This window comes from Bartonella grahamii ATCC 700132, from assembly GCF_000518085.1.
GTDB classification, from domain to species: domain Bacteria; phylum Pseudomonadota; class Alphaproteobacteria; order Rhizobiales; family Rhizobiaceae; genus Bartonella; species Bartonella grahamii.
In genome coordinates this window covers 56,652-80,564 of the sequence record NZ_JACX01000004.1, presented here as the reverse complement: position 1 = coordinate 80,564, position 23,913 = coordinate 56,652, and the positions used below count along the sequence as shown (strand labels likewise).

At 38.8% G+C, this 23,913-nt stretch carries 19 protein-coding genes; 13 read left to right on the top strand and 6 right to left on the bottom strand.

Going from position 1 to position 23,913, the window contains the following annotated elements:
* The first annotated feature begins 27 nt into the window (after nt 1–27).
* From rimP to truB, 6 genes are all read left to right on the top strand, one after another.
* Nucleotides 28–678, top strand: a complete 651-nt coding sequence (gene rimP, locus U736_RS0101715; protein WP_012754631.1) for a ribosome maturation factor RimP — start codon at nt 28–30, stop codon at nt 676–678.
* A gap of 47 nt (nt 679–725) precedes the next feature.
* A complete protein-coding gene (gene nusA / locus U736_RS0101710) occupies nt 726–2,357 on the top strand; it encodes a transcription termination factor NusA (protein ID WP_012754630.1) in 1,632 nt (543 codons plus the stop codon).
* The gene (locus U736_RS0101705) at nt 2,358–2,993 is read left to right on the top strand and encodes an RNA-binding protein (RefSeq protein WP_012754629.1); all 636 of its coding nucleotides are present in this window, start codon (nt 2,358–2,360) and stop codon (nt 2,991–2,993) included.
* The gene (gene infB, locus U736_RS0101700) at nt 2,990–5,509 is read left to right on the top strand and encodes a translation initiation factor IF-2 (RefSeq protein ID WP_012754628.1); all 2,520 of its coding nucleotides are present in this window, start codon (nt 2,990–2,992) and stop codon (nt 5,507–5,509) included. Before U736_RS0101705 ends, infB begins: the two co-directional genes overlap by 4 nt.
* A gap of 122 nt (nt 5,510–5,631) precedes the next feature.
* On the top strand, nt 5,632–6,039 hold the full coding sequence (gene rbfA, locus U736_RS0101695) for a 30S ribosome-binding factor RbfA (protein ID WP_012754627.1): 408 nt from the start codon (nt 5,632–5,634) through the stop codon (nt 6,037–6,039).
* A 4-nt stretch (nt 6,040–6,043) separates the two neighbouring features.
* Complete coding sequence (gene truB / locus U736_RS0101690; protein WP_012754626.1) at nt 6,044–7,006, top strand: tRNA pseudouridine(55) synthase TruB; 963 nt, start codon at nt 6,044–6,046, stop codon at nt 7,004–7,006.
* A gap of 464 nt (nt 7,007–7,470) precedes the next feature.
* Here the strand turns inward: truB and U736_RS0101685 are convergent, their stop codons facing one another.
* Nucleotides 7,471–9,099, bottom strand: a complete 1,629-nt coding sequence (locus U736_RS0101685; protein WP_012754625.1) for an MFS transporter — start codon at nt 9,097–9,099, stop codon at nt 7,471–7,473.
* A gap of 314 nt (nt 9,100–9,413) precedes the next feature.
* On the opposite strand from U736_RS0101685, the gene rpsO reads away from it, so the two are divergent.
* The 3 genes from rpsO (at nt 9,414) to U736_RS0101670 (ending at nt 13,198) form a co-directional block, all read left to right on the top strand.
* Nucleotides 9,414–9,683 (top strand): 30S ribosomal protein S15, encoded by a 270-nt coding sequence (gene rpsO / locus U736_RS0101680; protein ID WP_005774142.1) that lies wholly within the window; start codon nt 9,414–9,416, stop codon nt 9,681–9,683.
* Between the two features lie 251 nt (nt 9,684–9,934).
* Nucleotides 9,935–12,130, top strand: coding sequence for a polyribonucleotide nucleotidyltransferase (pnp, locus tag U736_RS0101675; RefSeq protein WP_026500205.1), 2,196 nt, complete (start codon nt 9,935–9,937; stop codon nt 12,128–12,130).
* A 72-nt stretch (nt 12,131–12,202) separates the two neighbouring features.
* A complete protein-coding gene (locus U736_RS0101670) occupies nt 12,203–13,198 on the top strand; it encodes a class I SAM-dependent methyltransferase (protein WP_026500204.1) in 996 nt (331 codons plus the stop codon).
* A gap of 18 nt (nt 13,199–13,216) precedes the next feature.
* Here the strand turns inward: U736_RS0101670 and hslU are convergent, their stop codons facing one another.
* Both hslU and hslV read right to left on the bottom strand, forming a co-directional pair.
* Entirely contained in the window at nt 13,217–14,527 is a 1,311-nt protein-coding gene (hslU, locus tag U736_RS0101665; RefSeq protein ID WP_012754622.1) for an ATP-dependent protease ATPase subunit HslU, read from the bottom strand.
* Complete coding sequence (gene hslV, locus U736_RS0101660) at nt 14,528–15,109, bottom strand: ATP-dependent protease subunit HslV (protein WP_012754621.1); 582 nt, start codon at nt 15,107–15,109, stop codon at nt 14,528–14,530.
* A gap of 220 nt (nt 15,110–15,329) precedes the next feature.
* On the opposite strand from hslV, the gene U736_RS0101655 reads away from it, so the two are divergent.
* The 4 genes from U736_RS0101655 to U736_RS0101640 all read left to right on the top strand — a co-directional run bounded on the left by U736_RS0101655 (nt 15,330) and on the right by U736_RS0101640 (nt 19,848).
* Entirely contained in the window at nt 15,330–16,319 is a 990-nt protein-coding gene (locus U736_RS0101655) for an asparaginase (protein ID WP_012754620.1), read from the top strand.
* A gap of 122 nt (nt 16,320–16,441) precedes the next feature.
* On the top strand, nt 16,442–17,440 hold the full coding sequence (gene coaA / locus U736_RS0101650) for a type I pantothenate kinase (protein ID WP_012754619.1): 999 nt from the start codon (nt 16,442–16,444) through the stop codon (nt 17,438–17,440).
* A 13-nt stretch (nt 17,441–17,453) separates the two neighbouring features.
* Nucleotides 17,454–18,827, top strand: coding sequence for a leucyl aminopeptidase family protein (locus U736_RS0101645; RefSeq protein ID WP_012754618.1), 1,374 nt, complete (start codon nt 17,454–17,456; stop codon nt 18,825–18,827).
* Between the two features lie 157 nt (nt 18,828–18,984).
* Nucleotides 18,985–19,848, top strand: coding sequence for a C40 family peptidase (locus U736_RS0101640; RefSeq protein ID WP_012754617.1), 864 nt, complete (start codon nt 18,985–18,987; stop codon nt 19,846–19,848).
* A 779-nt stretch (nt 19,849–20,627) separates the two neighbouring features.
* Here U736_RS0101640 and mutT read toward each other — a convergent pair.
* The 3 genes from mutT to U736_RS0101625 form a co-directional block, all read right to left on the bottom strand.
* The gene (mutT, locus tag U736_RS0101635) at nt 20,628–21,041 is read right to left on the bottom strand and encodes an 8-oxo-dGTP diphosphatase MutT (RefSeq protein WP_012754616.1); all 414 of its coding nucleotides are present in this window, start codon (nt 21,039–21,041) and stop codon (nt 20,628–20,630) included.
* A 129-nt stretch (nt 21,042–21,170) separates the two neighbouring features.
* Nucleotides 21,171–22,403: a bifunctional glutamate N-acetyltransferase/amino-acid acetyltransferase ArgJ gene (gene argJ, locus U736_RS0101630; protein ID WP_012754615.1), complete on the bottom strand. Its 1,233-nt coding sequence runs from the start codon at nt 22,401–22,403 to the stop codon at nt 21,171–21,173.
* 131 nt (nt 22,404–22,534) lie between these two features.
* Nucleotides 22,535–23,488 carry a peptidylprolyl isomerase gene (locus U736_RS0101625; protein ID WP_012754614.1) on the bottom strand — a complete coding sequence of 318 codons (954 nt, stop codon included), beginning with the start codon at nt 23,486–23,488 and terminating at the stop codon, nt 22,535–22,537.
* Nucleotides 23,489–23,913 lie beyond the last annotated feature (425 nt).

Genomic DNA, 23,913 nt, shown 5'->3' with positions numbered 1-23,913 from the left:
CCGCTCTTTTTTAATATCATAAAACTGATGAAAATAACTTGGATAAAATGTATGAACGAAGCTGAAAAAATAAGCAATCTTGACGAACCACGCCTGTTTGAAGAAGATGGTATCGAAGCACAGGTTGCTGCTCTTGTCATACCACTACTTAAACCTTTAGGTTTTCGTTTGGTTCGTGTGAAACTTCTTGGTCAAAATGGTTTAACACTTCAAATTATGGTTGAACGTGCCGATGGTTCTATGACCGTAGAAGATTGTGAAACTGTTAGTCGAACTGTTTCCCCCCTTCTTGATGTACAAAATGTTATTGAACGCAAATATCATTTAGAAATCTCATCACCTGGAATTGATCGTCCATTGGTAAGGAAATCTGACTTTTTTCATTGGCAAGGGCATCTTGCAAAAATTGAAACCAAAATAACAATTGATGGGCGCCGAAAATTTCGCGGGACACTTACAAATATCACGCAAGATGGATTTATTTTAAACACTGATAAAGCTGCTTATGGAGAAGCCATGTATACCCCTATTTCCTTTTGTGATATCATAAATGCGCATTTAGTGCTTACCGATGAGCTTATTCGCGATGCATTGAAAAAAAATAAAGAGTTAAGTCAACAATTCATTGCTGAAGAGAAAGCTAACGACTCTATACAGACGCTCAATTTCAAAAAATAATATCACTGGGAAATACCCATCGTGTGGCACAAAGAAGGAGAAAATTGATGGCTACAAGCGCTAACAGGCTTGAGATTCTGCAAATTGCAGATGCTGTTGCACGTGAAAAGTCAATCGACCGTGAAATTGTCATTTCTGCGATGGCTGATGCTATTCAAAAAGCAGCACGTTCTCGTTATGGTCAAGAAACAAATATCCGTGCTGAAATCAATTCTAAAACAGGTGAAATTAAATTACAGCGCCTGCTTAAAATCGTTGATGTCGTTGAAGACTATACAACGGAAATTACTTTGTCTGATGCTCTTAAACATCAAGCAGAAGCAAAAATTGGTGATTTTTTTGCTGATCTTTTACCTCCTATGGATTTTGGACGTATCGCAGCACAATCTGCTAAACAGGTTATTGTACAAAAAGTACGCGACGCAGAACGTGAACAGCAATATGAAGAATTCAAAAATAAAGTTGGTGAAATTATTTCTGGTACAGTTAAGCGGGTGGAATACGGTAATGTTATCGTTGATCTCGGGCGTGGTGAAGCTATTGTGCGCCGTGATGAATTAATTCCTCGTGAATCATTCCGCTATGGAGATCGTATTCGTGCTTTTGTCAATGATGTACACCGTGAAACGCGTGGTCCGCAAATTTTCCTTTCACGCACACATCCCCAATTTATGGTAAAACTTTTCACTATGGAAGTGCCAGAAATTTATGATGGTATTATAGAAATCAAATCTGTTGCTCGTGATCCAGGTTCACGGGCTAAAATCGCCGTTGTTTCACGCGATGGTTCCATTGATCCTGTTGGAGCATGCGTTGGAATGCGAGGAAGTCGTGTACAAGCTGTTGTTGCTGAATTACAAGGCGAAAAAATTGATATTATTCCTTGGTCACCTGATGCGGCAACATTTGTCGTTAATGCACTGCAACCTGCTGAAGTTTCTAAAATCATCCTTGATGAAGATGCTGAACGGATTGAAGTTATTGTGCCAGATGATCAACTTAGCCTTGCTATTGGACGACGTGGACAAAATGTTCGCTTGGCTTCGCAACTAACAGGATGGAACATTGATATTTTAACGGAAAAGGAAGAATCTGAAAATCGTCAAAAAGAATTTACTGAACGGAGTAAATTGTTTATGGAAGCCTTAGAGGTTGACGAAATGATCGGGCAAGTTATGGCATCGGAGGGTTTTTCTTCTATTGAAGAAATCGCCTATATTGATCTTGAAGAAATCGCTTCTATTGATGGTTTTGACCATGATACCGCCGCTGAAATCCAAAGTCGTGCCCGCGAATATCTTGATCATCAAGAAAAAGAACTTGATGAAAAACGTAAAAAACTCGGAGTTTCTGACGAATTGCGAACACTTCCTGGAATGACAAGTGCTATGTTGGTTGCTGTAGGTGAGGATGGTGTAAAAACAATAGAAGACTTTGCTGGCTATGCCGTTGATGATTTAGCTGGTTGGAGAGAACGCAAAGAAGGTCAAACACAGAATTTTTCTGGTATTTTAACCCCTTTTGACATTACACGCGCGGATGCAGAAGCTATGGTTTTAGCCGCACGTGTACAAGCAGGCTGGATAGACCAAGTTGATCTTGTTACAGAAAATCCTGTAGAAGATGAAAATTCTGCAGAAAATGAAAAAACAGATGATTTGGATGTGGATACACTTTAAATGAATGAACGGACTTGCATTGTGACCAGAAAAAATGCTTCAGCACAAACGCTGATCCGTTTTGTTATTGGTCCCAATAATCAAATTGTTCCTGATCTTAAAGCGAATTTACCAGGGCGTGGCGTTTGGATTTCTGCCCATCATGCTGTTATTGAGAAAGCAATCAAACAGAAAGCTTTTCATAGAAATTTTAAAACAGATGTTGAGGTTGCACCAAATCTTGTGCATGTTGTTGATACGCTTTTACTAAAAGCCGCTCTTTCAAGCCTTTCCATGGCACGAAAAGCGGGAGCAATTGTTATGGGAGCAACAAAGGTTGATGCTGCTATCCGCTCTGGTAAAGTTATTCTTGTACTTCATGCTAAAGAAACAACAGAAGATGGGAAACGAAAAATTGCACAGGCCATCCATTCAATACAACAACAAACAAATCGGACTATAAAAACCATATCTTTATTTACAAGTGATGAAATGCGAGTGGCTTTTGGCTCTAATCCTGTAATGCATGCGGCCTTACTGGACACAAAAGCTGCTGAGGGATTTCTCAAAACGACATATAAATTGATCAGCTATCGTGACGACAAGCATAGTAAGCCTAGTGAGATGACGGCACAAGCCGTGAAGGAAATACAATGAGTGAAAATAACAACGACAAAACAACAGTCAAGAAGACACTAACTCTCAAGCGGTCTGTCTTGGAAACGAGCACGGTCAAACAAAATTTTAGCCATGGCCGTACGAAGGCTGTCGTTGTCGAAACCAAACGGCGTAAAATTACGCGACCTGATGAAAAAGCTGAAACCCCACAGCCCATTACAAAGCCACATGTGGCCCCCCAGCGCTCTAAGCCGCGTTTTGAGGGAAAAAAGCCTCAAGAATCTGTGACCAAAAGCAATCTTTCATCGACTGAAATGGAAGCGAGACTTCGCGCATTAGAAGAAGCACATATCCAAGAAAGAATAACGCGAGAACAAGCCGAAGAAGACGCAAGACGCGCTAAAGAGCGTGAAGAAATTTTACAGCAAGAAATTAAAGAAAAAGAAATACATCTCCAACAAGAAGAAGAAATATCGCCAGTACAGGCTCCCCCTGTTCCTCCTCTCATTGAACAGACAGATATTCCTATTGCGCCTAAAAACACAACTGTGGTTGAAAAACGCAAAATAGATGAAAATAAAGAGGAAGAACGGCATAGTCGACGTGCTAATCCTGCTAAATCAGAAATACGTGTACCAAAAGTTGTCAAAGGAGCTGATGAGCGGCGACGCGGAAAGCTAACTCTGAATAGTGCACTGGATGAAGAAGGAAGCGCACGTGGACGCTCAATGGCTGCAATGCGGCGTAGACAGGAAAAGTTTAAGCGTGCACAAAATCAAGAACCAAGAGAAAAAATTTCTCGCGAAGTTGTTCTTCCTGAAACGATTACCATTCAAGAGCTCGCACAACGTATGACTGAGCGTTCTGTTGATGTGATTAAATTCTTGATGAAACAAGGACAAATGATGAAACCTGGCGATGTTATTGATGCAGATGTTGCCGAACTCATCGCTGTTGAATTTGGCCATACTGTTAAACGTGTTTTAGAATCTGACGTAGAGGAAGGTATCTTTAATATAACAGATAATCCTCAAAACATGCAGCAGCGCCCTCCTGTTGTAACCATTATGGGCCATGTTGACCACGGAAAAACTTCTCTTTTGGATGCTATTCGTAAAGCAAATGTTGTTTCTGGCGAAGCGGGAGGTATTACGCAGCATATTGGTGCCTATCAAGTAGAACAAAACGGTCAAAAAATTACCTTTATTGATACACCAGGACATGCTGCATTTACGGCTATGCGCGCACGTGGAGCTCGTGTTACCGATATTGCTGTTCTCGTTGTAGCCGCTGATGATAGTGTTATGCCCCAAACGATTGAATCAATCAATCATGCGAAAGCCGCTGGTGTACCTATCATTGTTGCTATCAACAAAATTGATAAACCAGCTGCGAATGCACAAAAAGTTCGTACAGAACTTTTACAACATGAAGTGTTTGTTGAAACTATGGGCGGAGAAACTTTGGACGTTGAAGTTTCTGCTAAAACTGGTCAAAATCTTGATAAACTTCTCGAAGCTATCCTTCTTCAAGCTGAAATGCTTGATCTGAAAGCAGATTCTCAACGAACTGCAGAGGGCGTTATCATTGAAGCCAAATTGGATCGCGGACGTGGATCTGTTGCAACAGTTCTTGTTCAAAAAGGTACATTACACCCTTCTGATATTATAGTTGCCGGAAATGAATGGGGTCGTGTACGTGCTTTGATTGATGACCATGGCCGCCATGTCAAAGAAGCCGTTCCCTCTACACCGATTGAAATTTTAGGCATGCAAGGAACGCCACAAGCCGGAGACCGTTTTGCTGTTGTCACACATGAAGCAAAAGCACGTGAAATTTCTGAATACCGTCAACGATTAGCACGTGATAAAGCTGTTGCGCGGCAAACTGGTTCGCGTGGTTCTCTTGAGCAGATGATGACAAAATTGCAAACGACTGGTGTTAAGGAATTTTCTCTTATTATAAAAGGGGATGTGCAAGGATCAATTGAAGCAATCGCTTCAGCATTGGAAAAACTCGGAAACGATGAGGTTCGTGCGCGTATTGTACATTCTGGTGCTGGAGGGATCACCGAAAGTGATATTTCTCTTGCGGAAGCTTCTAACTCTGCTGTAATTGGCTTTAATGTTCGAGCCAATAAGCAAGCACGTGATTTTGCTAAAACACAAGGAATTGAAATTCGTTATTACAACATCATTTATGATCTTGTTGACGATATCAAGGCTGCCATGTCTGGATTACTCTCACCAGAACAGCGTGAAACTTTCCTTGGTAATGCTGAAATTCTAGAAGTCTTTAACATTACAAAAATTGGAAAAGTTGCAGGATGTCGTGTTACAGAAGGTAAAATAGAACGAGGAGCCGGTGTTCGCCTTATCCGCGATAATATCGTTATTCACGAAGGAAAGCTGAAAACACTCAAGCGCTTTAAGGATGAAGTCAATGAAGTGCAAAGTGGTCAAGAATGTGGAATCGCCTTTGAAAATTATGAAGACATGCGCGCAGGAGACATCATTGAGATCTTCCGTATCGAACATATTAATCGCACATTATAAAATAATTCAATAACTTTACTCTGTTGTAAAATGAAGAAGGTTATTAGGTTTTATACACAATATCTTTTTTTCCTTATCTAAATGGTCAAAAAAAGAGATCTTGTAGCAAGGATAAAACTTTGATGAAAAATGCAAAGCCATCACAACGGCAACTTAGAGTAGCAGAGCAAGTACGTCATGCAATAGCGCATATATTACAGCGTGATATTTTGCTTGATGATATCTTGAAAGATATTGTTATTTCTGTCTCTGAAGTACGCATGTCACCAGATTTAAAAATTGCTACTTGCTTTGTATCACCTCTCAGCACTCTTAAAAATGTTTCTCATACCGATGTTGTTGATACCCTCAATAAACATAGTCGTTTTCTCCGTGGAGAAATCAGTCATGCGTTGCGACAAATGAAATATATGCCTGAACTGCGTTTCCGACTTGATAATAGTTTTGATAATTTTTCAAAAATTGATGCCCTCCTTCGCTCGCCTGAAGTTGCTCGCGATCTTCACCATAGTGATAAAGATGAGGATTAAAGATATGGCACGGCAACACAAAAAAAAAGGGCGTCCTGTTTCTGGCTGGGTCATATTTGATAAACCAAAAGGAATGAAATCAACAGAAGCTGTCTCACAAATCAAATGGCTCTTTCATGCACAAAAAGCAGGACATGCAGGAACACTTGATCCTCTTGCTTCTGGTCTCCTTCCCATTGCATTGGGCGAAGCAACCAAAACCGTCCCTTACGTGATGCAAGGCAAAAAAACTTACCGTTTTCATATCGCTTGGGGAGAAGAGCGTTCAACAGATGATCTAGAGGGCGAAATAACGAAAACTTCTCTCAAACGTCCAACACAAGAAGAAATACTTGCTCTTCTTCCTCAATATACAGGTGTTATTTTGCAAACGCCTCCGCAATTTTCAGCAATAAAAATTGCTGGAAATCGTGCCTATGATTTAGCGCGTGAAGGGGAAGTTGTTGAAATTCCGCCCCGTGAAGTGGAAATAGAAACTTTCAAATTATTAGAAATGCCTACCAAAGAGCACTCTGTCTTTGAAATAACCTGCGGAAAAGGAACTTATGTGCGCTCTTTAGCACGCGATATGGGACGTGATCTAGGTTGCTATGGGCATATTGCTGATTTAAGGCGTATTTCTGTCGCACCTTTTGATGAAGAAGATCTCATTACATGGGACGAACTAAAAGCGGCCGTTCCGCCAAATAAAAACACTACAGATAAAAATAATCGTTCTTTTGAAAAAAACTTCACAACACTCGATGAGCTCTTAATTGAAACAAGCGCTGCATTGGATTGCCTCCCTCACTATATCCTTAATGAAACTCAAGCACAGAGAATTATAAAGGGTCATTCTATCCTCTTAAGTCATCACAAAGTACCTCTTGACGAAGATGAGATTTTTGTCCTCTATAAAGAACAACTTCTTGCCATTGGCACCCTCGACAAAAGTTTATTTAAACCGAAGCGGATTTTCACAATTTAATCGATTCTTTTCCGCACCTACCTTTTGCGGAAAGATATTTTTCTCTATCAATTAAGAAAAATATGGTGCTTTTCATTGTCTATATTTACCGTATTCATATCAAAATTTAAGTCAGTGCTATAAGCTAACACCACCACACACTTTTTCCTCTTAATGTCGCAACAATCCTTGCGTTTGAAAGGATTCATAAGAGGCTTTTTATTTCTTATTCAATCGTTTTCTACTCACACTTTAACCCTCATTTGTAATGTGCAAGCGAAGATTTGGGCTGATTTACTCTAAATAGATTTGAAACGAGAAAAGCTTAAGATTTTTAGGACTATCACTCAACATGAAAAACGACAAATAATCATTATAAATCAATTTATTAATCATTTAAACAGCAATTTTTTGTTATGATTATGCTAACAAATCGATCGAAATAATATTAACGTATTTAATATTTTACAAAAACTGTTTTAACCCTAAGGGAGATGATCAGAGGAGGCTTTTAAAAGCATCTCATTGGCTTGGGGTATTGTTTGGCGTTCAATCATACGATGCACTCTTATGCCGTTAGGAGCACAATTTAAATGACGCAAACGCTTATTGACTTCTGCATCCGCTTTTGTACGACGATGATTATGGCGTAAATAATCTACCCATGTTGGCATATGATAAGCCTCTGTCCAATACTCAGGTCTTTCAAGATCTCGTAAAAGAACCCACTGACGCGCACCATCACGTAACCGAATATGGCGTCGACGCGTCATCACTTTGAGAAACTCTTCGAGATCATTTTCATGAATTTGATAATCAATCATTATCATGATCGGGCCACTCCTTGCTTTGAGGTCGAGTAATAGTTCCGGCTCTCTAAAATGATCAAGAGGATTTAAATCTATCTGAGGAATTTCTTGAATTCTAAATTTTACCCCCACAAGAGCACCAAAAATCAAGAATAGAGAACAAATACTCAAAGCAATTGTTGGAGAATAACCATCAGCTAAACCTCCCCAGATTGCACTTCCAATAGCCATCCCCCCATAAGACGCCGTTTGATAAAGTGCTAAAGAACGTGCAACAACCCAGCGTGGTGTAGAGAGTTGTACAGATGTATTAAACAATGATAATGCCAAAACCCAACATAAACCTGCAGGAAATAAAGCAATATGGCTTATAATTAGTGAACGGCTGATTCCCAATAAAAAGCAAGAAAAGGCGAAACCAATAAATGCACTTGCAATAATTGTTTCTGAACGAAAATGATGCCGTACAACTGCATTAATAATACCTGCGGTCATGGCTCCTAACCCAAAACAACCGAGCAATGTACCATAAAGAAGGGCACTTCCTCCAAGAACTTTATGCGCAACAATTGGCAAAAGTGCTAAAATAGAAATTGCTCCTATACCAAACAGGAACGCTCGGACCATAATACTCAGGAGATTAGGTGACATCGCAACATAACGCAAACCATCTGAGACAGCTCCTAACAGCCTTTCTCGTGGCAATGAGTTTTTTTTATAATTCGACTTCCAGAAAAATAACGCACCGATAAGAGGAATATAGCTTATAGCATTAAACAAAAAGGCAGCAGATGCCCCCAAAGTTGCAATGATGGCACCGCCAATAGCAGGACCAACACTCCGCATCAAATTAAAGCCTACACTATTCAAACTAACAGCAGCAGGAATATTTTCCCTGCTCACAATATCTCCTATCGTTGCTTGCCAAGAAGGATTATAAAAAGCTGTGCCACATCCAATCAAAAACGTAAAACATAACAAAAGCCAAGGTGTTAGAAATCCCATATAGGCTAGAACAGATAAACTCATGGATATGACCATCATCATAATCTGCGCACACAACATAATTTGACGCCGATTAAAATTATCCGCTAATGCCCCTGCCATCAAAGAAAACATAACAAGTGGTAATGTTGTGGCACTTTGAACAAGCCCAACCATGGAATGGGAAGAACTGATCAACGCCATTAACCACCCTGCTCCAACAGCCTGTATCAGCCCCCCTAAATTAGAAATAAGAGTAGATGACCATAGATTTCGAAATACCGAATTACGAAAAAGTTTTAATGTTGAAATGCTCTGCATCTTTTTCCTCCAAATCGGTATTTATCATCTTTGTTAGCACACACACGCTCATAATCTTTGTATCAAAAGGATGCATAATTCTTTAAAAAACTTCTCATAAAACTCTATTTAAATCAATATTTCAAAACAAAAGCTTTTATTTAAAGAAAGACTTCAAAATGCTGTAAAGGACTAGTATTTTAACCTTCTTTCCTATATAAGGACGAAAATGGGTAAGAGTCTTTGACTCTTCTTGTTTCCTCACAGACCCCTGCTGAACGACATCTCGGCTATGGGTGACTTTATGTTTCTTCGTTTTTGGAAAGGATAATACGATGTCGATTACAGCTGAACGTAAACAAGCTCTTGTCGCAGAATACGCAAATAAAGTTGGTGATACAGGATCACCAGAAGTACAGATTGCTGTACTTTCTGAACGTATTTCTAATTTAACAAACCACTTTAAATCTCACAAAAAGGATAATCATTCTCGTCGTGGTCTTTTGAAGATGGTGTCTCAACGCCGGCGCCTTCTTGATTATCTTAAAGGAGTTGACCAAAATCGTTATCAGACACTTATCAAGAAGTTAGGTTTGCGTCGCTAAAAGAAAAATGGTGGTGGTGTTTAAAAAAACCACCCATTTTTTCAACGTGTTGCTTTTAATTAAAAAATTTAAAAACTGACAAGTTATTATGGGATAGGACTGCTCATCATTTCGCATTTAAGGCAGTTTACTTCTCTCTTCTCGCAACAAAGATAAAAAGTATGTTGTCCACCCCAGAGCTTGGAAATATGCTACGCAAAACCAGAATGTGAGCAATCAAAGATTTAAACACTGGTCATTAAGGATAAAAAATGTTCAAAACGCACAAGATAGAAATTGAATGGGCTGGGCGTCCTCTCACCCTTGAAACAGGGAAAATAGCACGTCAAGCTGATGGTGCAGTGATTGCTACCTATGGAGAAACTATTGTCTTAGCAACCGTTGTATCAGCCAAAAGTCCAAAACCAGACCAGGATTTTTTTCCACTCACTGTTAATTATCAAGAAAAATCCTATGCTGTTGGTAGAATACCTGGGGGCTATTTAAAACGTGAAAGTCGACCAAGTGAAAATGAAACTTTGGTTTCACGTTTGATTGATCGCCCAATTCGTCCCCTTTTCGTTGAGGGATATAAAAATGATACGCAAGTGATTGTTTCCGTTATACAGCATGATCTCGAAAATAATCCCGATATCCTTGCGATGATTGCATCTTCTGCTGCATTGACCCTGTCAGGTGTTCCTTTCATGGGGCCTATAGCTGGTGCCCGCGTTGGCTATTGTAATGGACAATATGTTCTCAATCCTCATATCGATGAAATGCCTGAATCAAAACTTGATCTTGTTGTTGCTGGAACAGAAAGTGCTGTTTTGATGGTTGAATCAGAAGCACAAGAATTACCGGAAGATATCATGTTGGGTGCTGTGATGTTTGGTCACAAAGGCCTTCAACCTGTCCTTGATGCCATTATAAAGCTTGCTGAAGTTGCTGCAAAAGATCCTCGTGATTTTGTTCCTGAAGATCTTTCTGAACTTGAAAAAGCAATGCAGAAAATGGCAGAACAGGATATACGAAAGGCTTACACAATTACTGATAAGCAAGAACGTTATGCTGCAATTGATGCACTAAAGACAGAAATCCTCAATAAATTTATGCCCGAAACAGAAGAAGACTGTAAGTTTAGTGCAGATCAAATTGCAACCGTATTTAAACAGTTGCAAGCAAAAATTGTTCGCGGGAATATTCTTGATACCCAAAAGCGGATTGATGGACGCAATCTTTCTACCGTGCGCCCTATCCAATCAGAAGTAAGTATTTTACCTCGCACACATGGATCAGCACTCTTTACCCGCGGAGAAACACAAGCTATTGTCGTTGCAACACTAGGAACTGGTGAAGATGAACAATATGTTGATTCCTTAACGGGAATGTATAAGGAAACATTCCTTCTCCATTACAATTTCCCACCATTTTCAGTGGGTGAAACGGGACGCCTTGGTTCTCCTGGTCGTCGTGAAATTGGACATGGCAAATTGGCATGGCGAGCAATTCACCCCATGTTGCCAACGAAAGAATCTTTTCCTTATACTATTCGTGCTGTCTCAGAAATCACTGAATCCAATGGATCTTCTTCTATGGCAACGGTTTGTGGGACCTCACTTGCTCTCATGGATGCCGGCGTTCCTTTAGCACGCCCTGTTGCTGGTATTGCTATGGGCTTGATTAAAGAAGGAGAACGCTTTGCTGTTCTATCTGATATTTTAGGGGATGAAGATCATCTTGGAGATATGGACTTTAAAGTCGCAGGAACAGAAAATGGTATTACTGCCTTGCAAATGGATATCAAAATTGATGGTATTACCGAAGAGATTATGAAAATCGCGCTTGAACAAGCCAAAGGTGGACGAATCCATATCCTCAATGAGATGGCGAAAGCTTTAACCAGTGCACGTGCTGAGCTGAGTGAATTTTCTCCACGAATCGAAGTTATGAATATTTCTGTCGATAAAATTCGTGATGTTATCGGCTCTGGTGGTAAAGTTATTCGGGAAATCGTGGAACAAACTGGAGCAAAAATTAATATTGAAGATGATGGTACCATTAAAATTGCTTCTGCTGATGCTAAAGCCATTGAAGCAGCAAAACGTTGGATCCATTCTATTGTCGATGAGCCTGAAGTTGGTGCTATCTACCAAGGAACAGTTGTAAAAACTGCAGAATTTGGTGCATTTATAAACTTCTTTGGTTCTCGTGATGGACTCGTTCATATCTCTCAGCTTGCATCAGAACGCGTCACCAAAACAACCGATATTGTGAAGGAAGGTGACAAAGTTTGGGTTAAATTAATGGGCTTTGATGAGCGTGGAAAAGTTCGGTTATCAATGAAGGTTGTTGATCAAAAAACCGGAAAGGAAATCACCGGTGATAAAGTGATGAATGAAGAAAAGTGCGTGGATGAAAAAAAACAACCTGAAAATAAGCGCCGCCGCAAGAAAAAAGAAGAGTAAGTTTTTCCTCTTATCGTATCATGAAATGCCATCCCAACATTGGAGTGGCATTTTTCTTTGAAAGAGTCATATGTGTTATTATTTTTGCCTTTTGAAAATCATGAACTCCCGTATCCTGATCTAAACCAATGTTGGTTAAGTTTCGGTTTAACAGAAATCCCAGCTCCAGAATGGGCACAGAATTTAAAAGTTATTACGCCTTGGCGACCAGATTTTTTAAAATTTGTCGATACTCAATTTCACTGCTCTCCTCAAATAGATAAAACCTTCAGCTATGATGGTGCATTTTTACATTTGAGCAAATATCGTGGTTTTAACCAAAATTGTTTTCTTGATTTATTAGAATGCGTTAAACCCAATGGATGGATTGTAATCAGTGGGAATAAAACTGCTGGTGCTGCTTCAATGATGAAGTGGATCAAAACAATTGTTCCCATCACCAACAAATTGTCTAAAAATCACGGTCTTGTATTTTGGTTGCAAGTTCCTCAACAAATTGAGAGATATAACATTGCACAATTGCGCTCACCACCGCTCACTTTTGGTACATTTCAAACCACTTCTGGTATGTTCTCACACGGACGTATTGATCCAGGATCCGCTGCACTTGCTTCTTATATGCCCAAAGTTATTTCTGGAAAAACGGCTGATTTTGGTGCTGGATGGGGCTATCTTTCTCACGTTGCGCTTGAAAGAAGTGAAAAACTCACCGCTCTCGACCTTTATGAAGCAGACTACAACGCTTTGATCACGGCAAAACAGCACCTTAAATCCATAACAGCTCCTTTTTCAATTCATTTTTATTGGCACGACCTTGTGCATGAACCTATCACAAATCTGTATGACACAATCATTTCAAACCCACCGTTTCACACGCAACAAACGACAGATATTTCATTAGGAAAAAATTTTATTATAAATGCTGCAAAGTGCCTAAAACCAAGCGGCAGCCTGCTTTTTGTTGCAAACCGCCACCTGCCTTATGAAACATTATTAAAAAATATTTTCCGCACAGTGTTGATACATGAACAAGCCCATGGTTTCAAAATTATCGAAGCGCGCAGATAAAGAAAAAAAGCGATAACTCTAAAGAATAAAACGTGAAAGATCGATATCAGCAGCAAGCTCGCCAATAGATTTTCTCACATAAGCGGCATCAATTGTAAAGGATGTTCCAGCTTTATCAGGTGCCGTGAAAGAAATTTCATCCAAAACGCGCTCCATCACTGTTTGCAAACGACGTGCCCCTATATTTTCAATCCTTGCATTTAAATCTACAGCAATATCTGCTAAAGCATCAATTGCATCATCGGTAATTTCCAAATGAACCTCTTCTGTTGCCATAAGAGCAATATATTGTTTAATCAAACTAGCTTCTGGTTCCGTTAGAATACGCCGTAAATCTTCTCTTGTTAAAGGGTTTAGCTCCACACGGATGGGCAAACGTCCTTGAAGTTCCGGTAATAAATCAGATGGCTTAGAAACATGAAATGCACCTGAGGCAATAAAAAGAATATGATCTGTTTTGATTTGCCCATATTTTGTACTAACCGTTGTTCCTTCAACCAAAGGCAAAAGATCACGTTGAACGCCCTCACGCGAAACGGCAGCACTGGCTCCACCATCCCTAGTTGCAATTTTATCAATCTCGTCAATAAAAACAATCCCGTCATTTTCAGCAACACGAAGCGCTTCTTGAATAATTTGATCCTGATCAAGGAGTTTTTCAGATTCATCATCAATAAGCGGCTTAAAAGCATCCCTTACTGTCGTCTTACGAACTTTTGTACGACTACCCATTTTGCCCAAAATATCTGATAAATTCATAATACCCATTTGTGCCCCAGGCATACCAGGAATATCAAAGGTTGAAGCACTATTGCTATTATTATCGGCGACTTCAATTTCAATCTCTTTCTCATCCAATTCACCTTCACGCAATTTTTTGCGAAAACTATCACGGGTAGCGGGACTGGCTGTTTTACCAACAAGGGCGTCTAAAACGCGCTCTTCAGCATTCACGTGAGCCTTTTCTTTTATTTCATCCCGTTTCTTTTCACGCACAAGAGAAATGGCAATTTCAACAAGATCTCGAATAATTTGCTCAACATCACGTCCCACATAACCAACTTCAGTAAATTTAGTCGCTTCTACTTTAACAAAGGGTGCTCCAGAAAGTTTTGCTAATCGACGTGCAATACCAGTTTTACCAACACCTGTTGGCCCTATCATTAAAATATTTTTTGGCATAACTTCTTCACGCATCGGCTCATCAAGCTGTTGTCTACGCCACCGATTGCGCAGTGCGATAGCTACAGAGCGTTTAGCATCATTTTGGCCAATAATAAAGCGATCAAGTTCAGAAACAGTTTCACGAGGGGAAAATACAACACACATTTAAATAGCTTTCTCTAAAGAAGATAATTCTGCATCCAATGTTTCAATCGTAAAATGATCATTGGTGTAAACACAAATTTTAGCGGCAATAGCCATAGCTTTACGAGCAATAGTTTCTGCATCCAAATCCAAGTCCATGAGTGCACGCGCTGCTGAAAGAGCAAAATTTCCTCCAGAGCCAATTGCCATAACCCCATCTTCTGGTTCTAAAACATCACCAAGCCCTGTTAGAGCCAAAGTTACTTTCTTATCAGCCACGAGCATCATTGCTTCGAGACGACGCAAATAGCGGTCTGTTCGCCAATCTTTTGCAAGTTCTACACATGCACGCATAAGCTGATCAGGGTATTGCTCAAGCTTTGTTTCCAATCTTTCCAGTAATGTGAAAGCATCTGCCGTAGCACCTGCAAAACCAGCAATAACCACTCCGTTCTTTCCAAGACGACGCACTTTACGTGCATTACCTTTCATAATTGTCTGCCCAAGAGAGACCTGACCATCACCGGCCATCACGACTTTTCCACCTTTTCGTACCGTAATAATTGTTGTACCATACATTATGTCTGGCTTATGTTCTGTCATAAGGAGACTCCTTAATATTAACTTTACTTTTTAATATTGGTTTCTTTTCATACAATGTAAAACTCAACTACTATTGTCCTATTTAAGAACATATACAGCAAAACACAATGATTCAGCATAACTCAATTTGTTGAAAATGGAAAAATGATATCATTGTTGTCAATGTAAATTACTGCTAAATAGCTTTATATAAACAGTTTGTGCCTTTTAGAGGAAAATTATGAAAAAAATAGCCATAGGGACCTTAGGTGGAACAATTGCAATGACTGCTGATCGTTTTGGTCACATGCAACCGACTTTAACTTCAGATAACCTCATAAAAAGTGTTCCTGATTTAAATAACGTTGCTGATATTCATGCACAAACATTAATGCAAATACCAAGTGGATCTTTATCGTTTCAAATTCTTTTTGAAATAATCGAGTGGGCAAAACAACAAATAAATGCTGGTGCAGAAGGTATTGTTTTAACACAAGGGACTGATACTCTGGAAGAAACAGCTTTTTTTCTTTCTCTTTATTGGAAGGAAGCTGAACCACTCATCATAACCGGCGCTATGCGCATGCCTCATGAAGCAGGCGCAGACGGCCCCGCCAATATTTTAGCAGCCACTCGTGTCGCAGCAGCCCCACAAAGTCGTAACAGGGGCGTTCTTGTTGTCATAAATGATACAATTCATTCACCTTATTGGCTCTATAAAAGCCATACCGTCAAAGTCGAAACATTTCAATCAGGTCTTGCAGGTATTTTAGGAACTATTTTAGAGGGAAAACTTATTTATTTCAATGATCAAAAGCTTTTTCCGACAACGTTTGATCTTCCCCAAAACCACGATCATCAAATTGCACTCCTCTATTCCTCTTTATCATCTGATGCACAATTAATGAAACTATGCCTTGAAAGTGGGTATTATGCTGGAGTTGTTATTGCTGGTTTTGGTGCAGGACACTGTAGTTTTCAAGAAGCAGACCTTGTACAACAATATGCACAAAAAATACCAATCATTATTGCTAGTCGTTGTTGTAATGGCTCAACAACTCGTATAACTTATGGCTATAAAGGCTCAGAAATCGATATGATTGCTTCTGGTGCTCTCATGTCTGGTTATTTATCAGCCGTAAAAGCGCGTCTACTTTTATGGGCTTTTTTAGCGCAAGGGCACTCATTAGCACAAATTCGTGCAAACTGGAATGACTGGACTATAAGTTAATGAAAAATGATCTATTATCTTAAAGAAGAGAGCATGCAAAACAAAATTTATTTGAAAATCAAGCCGCTCATCTTGTCCACTTTTAATCGATTGCTGCGGCAAAAAATTCTCGACCAATACAAATGATTGATACGATTATACAAAAAATTAATCAGGAAGATAATCTGGTCAAATGCGTTTCTGACCGATATTCACCCTATCGTGTTTTTACTGCACAAGAATGGTCAGAGTTTCGTGCAGACACACCTCTTACTTTGACTTTTGATGAAATTAAGCGTTTGCGCTCTATTGATGATCCTATCGATCTTAAAGAAGTCCAACGCATTTATCTTTCTTTATCGCGTCTGTTATCATGCCATGTTGAAGCAGTACAGGAACTTTTTCACAAACGTCAGCAGTTTCTCCATCAAGAAGAGAGTAGAAAAACGCCCTTTATTATTGGAATTGCTGGTTCTGTAGCAGTAGGAAAATCAACCACGGCTCGCATTCTTCAAGAACTGTTGAAACGATGGACATCTAGTCTTAAAGTTGATCTGATCACAACGGATGGTTTTCTCTATCCTAATGCAATCTTACAGCAAAAAAATCGTATGAATCGTAAAGGATTTCCTGATTCCTATGACATTAAAAAATTGCTGTGCTTTCTTTCGGCTATAAAAGCAGGTATCGGAAATGTCCGTGCCCCGCTTTACTCACATATGACCTATGATGTTCTAGAAAATCAGACAATTACCATTGACCGTCCTGATATTTTAATTGTTGAAGGTATTAATGTATTACAGGTCAGTGATCTTCCTAAAGACGGGAAAGCTATTCCTTTCGTATCAGATTTTTTTGATTTTTCAATCTATGTCGATGCCGAAACAGAAGTCATTCGTCACTGGTATTTAGAGCGCTTTAAACGTTTGCGTAAAACAGCTTTTCAAAATCCTGAATCCTATTTTCATCGTTATGCCCTGCTCAGTGAAAAAGAAGCCTCAAAAATCGCTGAGGATCTTTGGCAAACAATTAATTTAAAAAATTTACAAGAAAATATATTGCCAACACGACCACGATCCAATCTCATTCTACGAAAAGGAAAAAATCATTTGGTCGAGTATGTCGCACTTAGACGACTATAAGGATCTCATAACTATGCAGCATTATCACATTCATTTTACCTCAACGCGTATCGATAACAGTTGCCCTATCATCTTGGTAAACCAAAGAACTCTTGCCAACTTATCACTTGATGCGTCAACAACAGCATGGATAAAAGTTAATGACTTTACTGGTAAAGCAGGACAAATACTCTTTGTTCCTCACGAAACGGGGCATTTAAAAAAAGTTTTATTTGGAATTGGAAATGGGAACGATCCCTTTATCACAGGACTGCTTGCTCAAAAACTTCCTGCTGGTCAATGGCATTTAGAAGGTACAACCTCTGATGAAATAAATGCCTATCTTGGATTAGCATTCGGTAGCTATCAATTTAATCGCTATCGTCAAAATTCTTCTTTCAAATCATTGTCTATCCATGTCAATGAGGACGTTGATCTTAATGAACTCCAACGAATTTATGAGGCTGTCTTTTTTGTCCGTGATCTCATCAATATTCCAGCCAGTGATATGACCCCTGATGCTCTCGAAAAAGAAGCACGAAAACTGGGAAAAACCTACGGTGCTCATGTCCAAAGTATTTGTGGAGATGATCTCTTAACCCATAACTTTCCGATGATTCATGCCGTAGGACGAGCAGGCAGTACTGCACCGCGACTGATTGAGTTACACTGGGGGCAAGAACATCATCCTAAAATAACGTTGGTAGGCAAAGGGGTAACTTTTGATACGGGAGGACTCGATATTAAATCAGCCAATAACATGTTGCTTATGAAAAAAGATATGGGGGGTGGAGCAAACGTTTTGGGATTGGCTAAACTTATCATGGATGCCAAATTGCCTTTCCGTCTACGTGTTTTGATTCCAGCTGTAGAAAATGCAATTTCTGCGAATGCTTACCGACCAGGTGATATTCTCAAAAGTCGTAAAGGCTTAAGTGTTGAAGTAGGTAATACAGATGCTGAAGGGCGACTTGTCCTTGCCGATGCGCTCGCCTATGGTGATGAAGCAAGCCCACAATTCATGCTTTGTATGGCTACTTTAACAGGGGCAGCGCGTATAGCATTAGGACCAGATCTCCCCGCATTTTATTGCAATGATTCAATATGGGCACAACAAATCTCTGAATCTGCTCACGCTGTTTTTGATCCTCTTTGGCAAATGCCCCTTTGGAAACCTTACCAAGAGATGTTATCATCACCAATTGCTGATCTTAACAATGTAACTGGAAATAGCTTTGCTGGCTCTATAACGGCTGCTTTATTTCTTAATTCTTTTGTTGAAAAAGCTGAACATTTTGCGCATTTTGACCTTTATGGATGGGTTCCAAAAGAAAAACCAGGATACCCTATTGGTGGATCAGCACAAACTATTCGTGCCCTTTATAATATTTTTAAAAATGAAGTTTGACACACAATATCCACAAAGATAGACAATTTTACATCTTAAAGAATAATTGCAATCGTCTTAAACTGTGTTCTTAGTTTTGTTTGAGGATAAAAACCTTACCAATAGAGTTTTCATGAGTTTGTTTAAAAGTAAGAAGTAACAAAATGGAAGCAAAAAGATGATCTCTAAAGACCCAAGGCTTTATGCATTCAGAGATGATCTAGCGGATCAACGTCTTGAAACAGAAATTACAGCCCAGCGCTTTGTTCAAGGTGAAAAAAAACGTGTTAATACAGCGGTCGCTGGGCTTTTTAAAGAAAATAGTAAAAAAAGTGAAAGACAAACTGAATGCTTATTGGGAGAAGAACTTCTCATTTTTGAACAAGGGGAAACGATGTCGTGGGGGCAATCCCTTAAAGATGGTTATGTTGGTTATATTGATACTACAGCCCTTTGTACATCAACTATAAAACAAACGCATGTAGTTTCAGTACCACGTACATTTAAATATTTACACGCTGACTTACGTGGACCAATAGTGTCTCCTTTATCTATGGGCAGCAAAGTCAGTGTTGTTGATGAAATTGAAGTCCGTGACACAATGTATTCTATTCTTGAAAATGGAACAGCAATCATTACGAGCCATCTCAGCCCCATTGGACGCGTATATGAAGATTATGTCACTGTTGCAGAAACCTTTATCCGTACACCTTATCTTTGGGGTGGTGTCAGCGGTTTTGGAATTGATTGTTCGGGACTCATTCAGCTCTCTATGATGATGACCGATCAAATAGTTTTACGTGACACCGATATGCAGCAAGAAACTATAGGCAGTCCTCTTACAGATACTGATAAACTTCAACGAGGCGATTTAATTTTTTGGAAAGATCATGTTGCTATTATGGTTGATCATGAAAATATTATTCACGCAAATGGTTTTTCCATGGACGTTATGATCGAGCCATTAGAAGAGGCAATTACGCGTATCGCTAAAAAAAATCAATATCCCATCGCAAAACGTCGTCCAATGCAAAAAACTTAATACATGCCTCCTATAAAAAATAATATCTTTCTCATATTATTTATATTTCTCATTTATATACTTATTTAGGGAGATTTTTTCTTTATCTCTCATACTATATAAGGTACAGGAATGTAACTCCCTAAGAAGTCTACTTTTCATGTTTTTCTTCTATATTTAATAATTCATTAACTATATGTTTTATTTGTTTTAAAATTGTTTTTAAAATTACATACCACTCTTTTTATTCGTACGTTATTGAACATTTTTTTGATTGAGAAATCATATAACATCAAGAAAAATAAAAGAAAATTTATGGTTATAAAAAAATATGTTATTATATAATCATGTATTACAATAATAATTTAAGCTTTTGGTCATGTAAAACGATCTCTAACAACAAATACAAAGCGTTCTTTTTTGAAATTTTTCCCATTATCGATATCTCATGAAATAAATACTCCTGATATCTCTCAGTGCATCCAAACTCATCTCACAATGATACGCGTGAAAAGGTATCATTATACACTTTGCCAATTCTCAATGTTACGATGACCCTTGGCTACTGGAGAGTGTTCTTTCAGCACGTATTTTATTTCTTTCTTAAATAATTTTATCCACATGACTTTCCCCGCTTGGAACGTACAAAAGAATGGTTTTGGTTAATTTAATATAAAACAGATTTGAAATGAAAAAAAATTACGACTCTGGACTTTTACATTCAACATAAAAATTATAAATTATCATTTTAAATCAATATATTGAATTATATTTAAACAATATTTTCTTCTTATAACACATTAAAGAAGATGATTTTTCAATACCTGAACCAATGGTTTATCAGCATCAGGCATAGGGTATTTATCAAGATCATTAACAAAAACCCATTCTAAATTTTGCCCCTCTCGTCCTTGCGCAACTCCCTCATAATGATAACAAAGATACAACGGCATCAAGAGGTGAAATGTTGCATAGCTATGGCTTGCAAACGTTAAAGGTAATAAATTATTTGCCTGAACATACACACCAAGCTCTTCTTCTAGTTCACGAATCAATGAAATTTCTGGAGTTTCACCTTGCTCAACCTTTCCACCAGGAAACTCCCATAAACCAGCCAGCGATTTTCCTTCAGGACGCTTGGTAAGCAAAACACGATTATTTTGATCTAACAGTGCACATGCAACAACAAGAAGAAGGGAACTTTTTATACACATATCACTCTCCAATGAGAATATAAAGATAACTGTCTCTTTCTAGTATATTCCCTTACCTCAAAAAGAACTCACATATCTCATTCTCTTAAAAAATAATCGGCAGTTAAATATAGAGAGTACATCCATTCATTAACTTCTGTAATCACTATTGATCATAACGTACTCTTTTGTTAAATCGCAAGACCAAACCGTCGCCGTGCTCTTACCCAAACCGATATCAACACGAATTGTGATGTGCTTACCTTGCATATAAGTACCTATTGTCTCTTCACAATACTCAGGATCTCGTACGCCATTCACGGCCACACGATGCTCACCAAACCAAATCGTCAATAGATCACGATCGACTTCAACACCGGCCTTCCCAACTGCCATAACGACCCGCCCCCAATTCGCATCTTCACCAGCAATAGCCGTTTTTACGAGCGGTGAATTTGCAATTGATAAAGCAATAGTTTTAGCTGCATTGTCTGTTGTAGCCCCCATCACATTAACCTCAATTAAATGACGAGCACCTTCGCCATCACAAACAACTTGTAGTGCAAGTTCATGCAAAAGTGCACTCAATTGTTTCACAAAAACTCCATAACGCTGATCAGATTTACTTGTAAGACATGGGAAATGTCCTTTTCCTGTCGCAAACAACATAAGCGTATCTGAAGTTGAAGTATCGCTATCAACAGTAATTGAATTGAAAGAACCCTCAACTGCCTCTGATAACATGGATTGGAGTACATCCGAAGAAATAGTAGCGTCACTAACCACAAACGACAGCATTGTCGCCATATCGGGTGCAATCATACCAGCACCTTTTGCAATTCCATGAATGGTAACACTCTCTCCCCCACAGTCAAAAGTGCGCGTCGCAAGTTTTGGAAATGTGTCCGTTGTCATTATCGCTTTTGCAGCTTCCAACCAATTTCCCTCTTCTGCTGTCTCTGCCATACTTGGTAAAAGATTGACAATACCCGATGCATCCATTGGCTCACCAATAACCCCCGTAGAAGCTATAAAAATTTCATCTCCTCTAACCTTTAAAGCGTTTGCTGCTGCACAGATGATTTCATTGGTTGTGTGCTTTCCTTTGCTTCCTGTAAAAGCATTTGCATTTCCAGAGTTCACAACAACACCCCTCGCAACCCCATGAGGAAGCGATGCACGACAATGCTCTACAGGAGCAGATGGACATTTTGAACGGGTAAAAACACCGGCCACACTCACTGGCTTATCGAATATGATGAAAAGAAGATCTGTACGATCTTTATATTTAATCCCAGCTTCAGCTGTTGCTATCCGTACCCCAGATAAGGGAGAAAGCTCCTGGATCTTTTGAGGCGACAAAGGAGAAATTTTCAAAACCACAATATGCTCTCTGTAAAAATAAATGAAATGATTGCAGATCAATAACCCCTCATAGAAAACTGCTAGGCTTTTTGAACAAAACTAACCTAGCAAATTATCTATTAAAGAGGCTATCCACTTATTTTTCCTAGCTATTCTGTATCTTCTTCATCTGATGTCTCATCGGGAAGTAGCGTCCCATTTTGATGAAGCGATTCCATGATTTTTGTAACATTAGGATCAGGGTATTTCACATCCATCTTGCTACGCAAATCAACAATCAGTTCTTGATAGCGCTTTTTTATCAGCTGTGTCCGCAACATCTCTTTAACATCATCAAATGCAGGAGGTTGTTTCAAACGACGATCTTCTAATTTAATAATATGCCAACCAAAAGGACTTTCAACGGGTTGTTTAGTGTATTCGCCAATTTTCAAACCAAATGCAGCATCTTCAAAAGGCTTGACCATTTGACCATGGCTAAAATAACCAAGATCACCCCCAACGGCAGCAGAACCATCTGTTGAACTTTTCTTTGCAATCTCTTCAAAATTTTCGCCTTTATTTAAATGCTTAATGATAGCTTCTGCTTCTTTTCTCGTTTTGACCAAAATATGGCGCGCTTTAACCTCATCTTCTTTAGGTAAAGCAGCGACTTCTTCCTTATAAAGAGCTTCCAAATCAGTATCCGAGATTTTGTCAACAATCGCCTGTTTAAAATAAAGCTGTTGAAGAACATTGTCACGCATGACTGCCATACGTTTATCGTAAGCTTCTGTCTTATCAAGACCTTTGCTTCTTGCTGCTTTTGCAAGTGCCTGCATATCTAAATAAGCTTTTAGAACCATCATACGGCGTTGTTCATCAGGAAAACGTGCTAAATTAGGATTTATTTCAAGCGCTAAATCATCCAATTGGCCTGCTGTAATATTTTTCCCATCAATAACCGCCATAACATGAGAAGGAGAAACGGCTTTTTCAGAAGCTTTCTCCAAAGTCTTTAAATCATTCGACGATGAATTCAAACCTTCTTGGGCTCTCACCCCTAAACTTGTACTTGCCAATAAAGTTGATGCTAAAAAAAGCGTGATAAAGTTAAATTTCATAAATATACTCCTTAAAAATGAAGGCAGGTTCAAGATTCCAATTTTCTTTACCATAACACTTTAACCTTTAAACATAGAGAAATAAATTAGTAATTTTATTTTAAAAAAGTATAAAATTGTCCTTTTATCTGAGTTGCTCCAATCCTATCTAATGCAGATGAAAACATGATAATAGAGAAAAATGACATATTGTATCTTAAATTACTTTGTATTGTATCAGTTAAATAGCGTACCTAAAGTTGACATAGAGCGCTTAGCCTCTTATCTCTACTTTACAATTAAAGTGAAAAATTGCACACCAACAAGTATAATGGTACCATCTGCATTCCATGATGTCTCTAATCATATCAGATAACTTGAAGAAAATGTAGAGTATGGGGAAAGCGTATGAATTACCCAACAAGAGTGACAACAATTAAAAGAAA

What these genes read in the sequence shown, in the direction of transcription:
- rimP (WP_012754631.1), top strand. Translation starts at nt 28, where the DNA reads ATGAAAATAACTTGGATAAAATGTATGAACGAAGCTGAAAAAATAAGC.
- nusA (WP_012754630.1), top strand. Translation starts at nt 726, where the DNA reads ATGGCTACAAGCGCTAACAGGCTTGAGATTCTGCAAATTGCAGATGCT.
- U736_RS0101705 (WP_012754629.1), top strand. Translation starts at nt 2,358, where the DNA reads ATGAATGAACGGACTTGCATTGTGACCAGAAAAAATGCTTCAGCACAA.
- infB (WP_012754628.1), top strand. Translation starts at nt 2,990, where the DNA reads ATGAGTGAAAATAACAACGACAAAACAACAGTCAAGAAGACACTAACT.
- rbfA (WP_012754627.1), top strand. Translation starts at nt 5,632, where the DNA reads ATGAAAAATGCAAAGCCATCACAACGGCAACTTAGAGTAGCAGAGCAA.
- truB (WP_012754626.1), top strand. Translation starts at nt 6,044, where the DNA reads ATGGCACGGCAACACAAAAAAAAAGGGCGTCCTGTTTCTGGCTGGGTC.
- U736_RS0101685 (WP_012754625.1), bottom strand. Translation starts at nt 9,099, where the DNA reads ATGCAGAGCATTTCAACATTAAAACTTTTTCGTAATTCGGTATTTCGA.
- rpsO (WP_005774142.1), top strand. Translation starts at nt 9,414, where the DNA reads ATGTCGATTACAGCTGAACGTAAACAAGCTCTTGTCGCAGAATACGCA.
- pnp (WP_026500205.1), top strand. Translation starts at nt 9,935, where the DNA reads ATGTTCAAAACGCACAAGATAGAAATTGAATGGGCTGGGCGTCCTCTC.
- hslU (WP_012754622.1), bottom strand. Translation starts at nt 14,527, where the DNA reads ATGTGTGTTGTATTTTCCCCTCGTGAAACTGTTTCTGAACTTGATCGC.
- hslV (WP_012754621.1), bottom strand. Translation starts at nt 15,109, where the DNA reads ATGACAGAACATAAGCCAGACATAATGTATGGTACAACAATTATTACG.
- U736_RS0101655 (WP_012754620.1), top strand. Translation starts at nt 15,330, where the DNA reads ATGAAAAAAATAGCCATAGGGACCTTAGGTGGAACAATTGCAATGACT.
- coaA (WP_012754619.1), top strand. Translation starts at nt 16,442, where the DNA reads ATGATTGATACGATTATACAAAAAATTAATCAGGAAGATAATCTGGTC.
- U736_RS0101645 (WP_012754618.1), top strand. Translation starts at nt 17,454, where the DNA reads ATGCAGCATTATCACATTCATTTTACCTCAACGCGTATCGATAACAGT.
- U736_RS0101640 (WP_012754617.1), top strand. Translation starts at nt 18,985, where the DNA reads ATGATCTCTAAAGACCCAAGGCTTTATGCATTCAGAGATGATCTAGCG.
- mutT (WP_012754616.1), bottom strand. Translation starts at nt 21,041, where the DNA reads ATGTGTATAAAAAGTTCCCTTCTTCTTGTTGTTGCATGTGCACTGTTA.
- U736_RS0101625 (WP_012754614.1), bottom strand. Translation starts at nt 23,488, where the DNA reads ATGAAATTTAACTTTATCACGCTTTTTTTAGCATCAACTTTATTGGCA.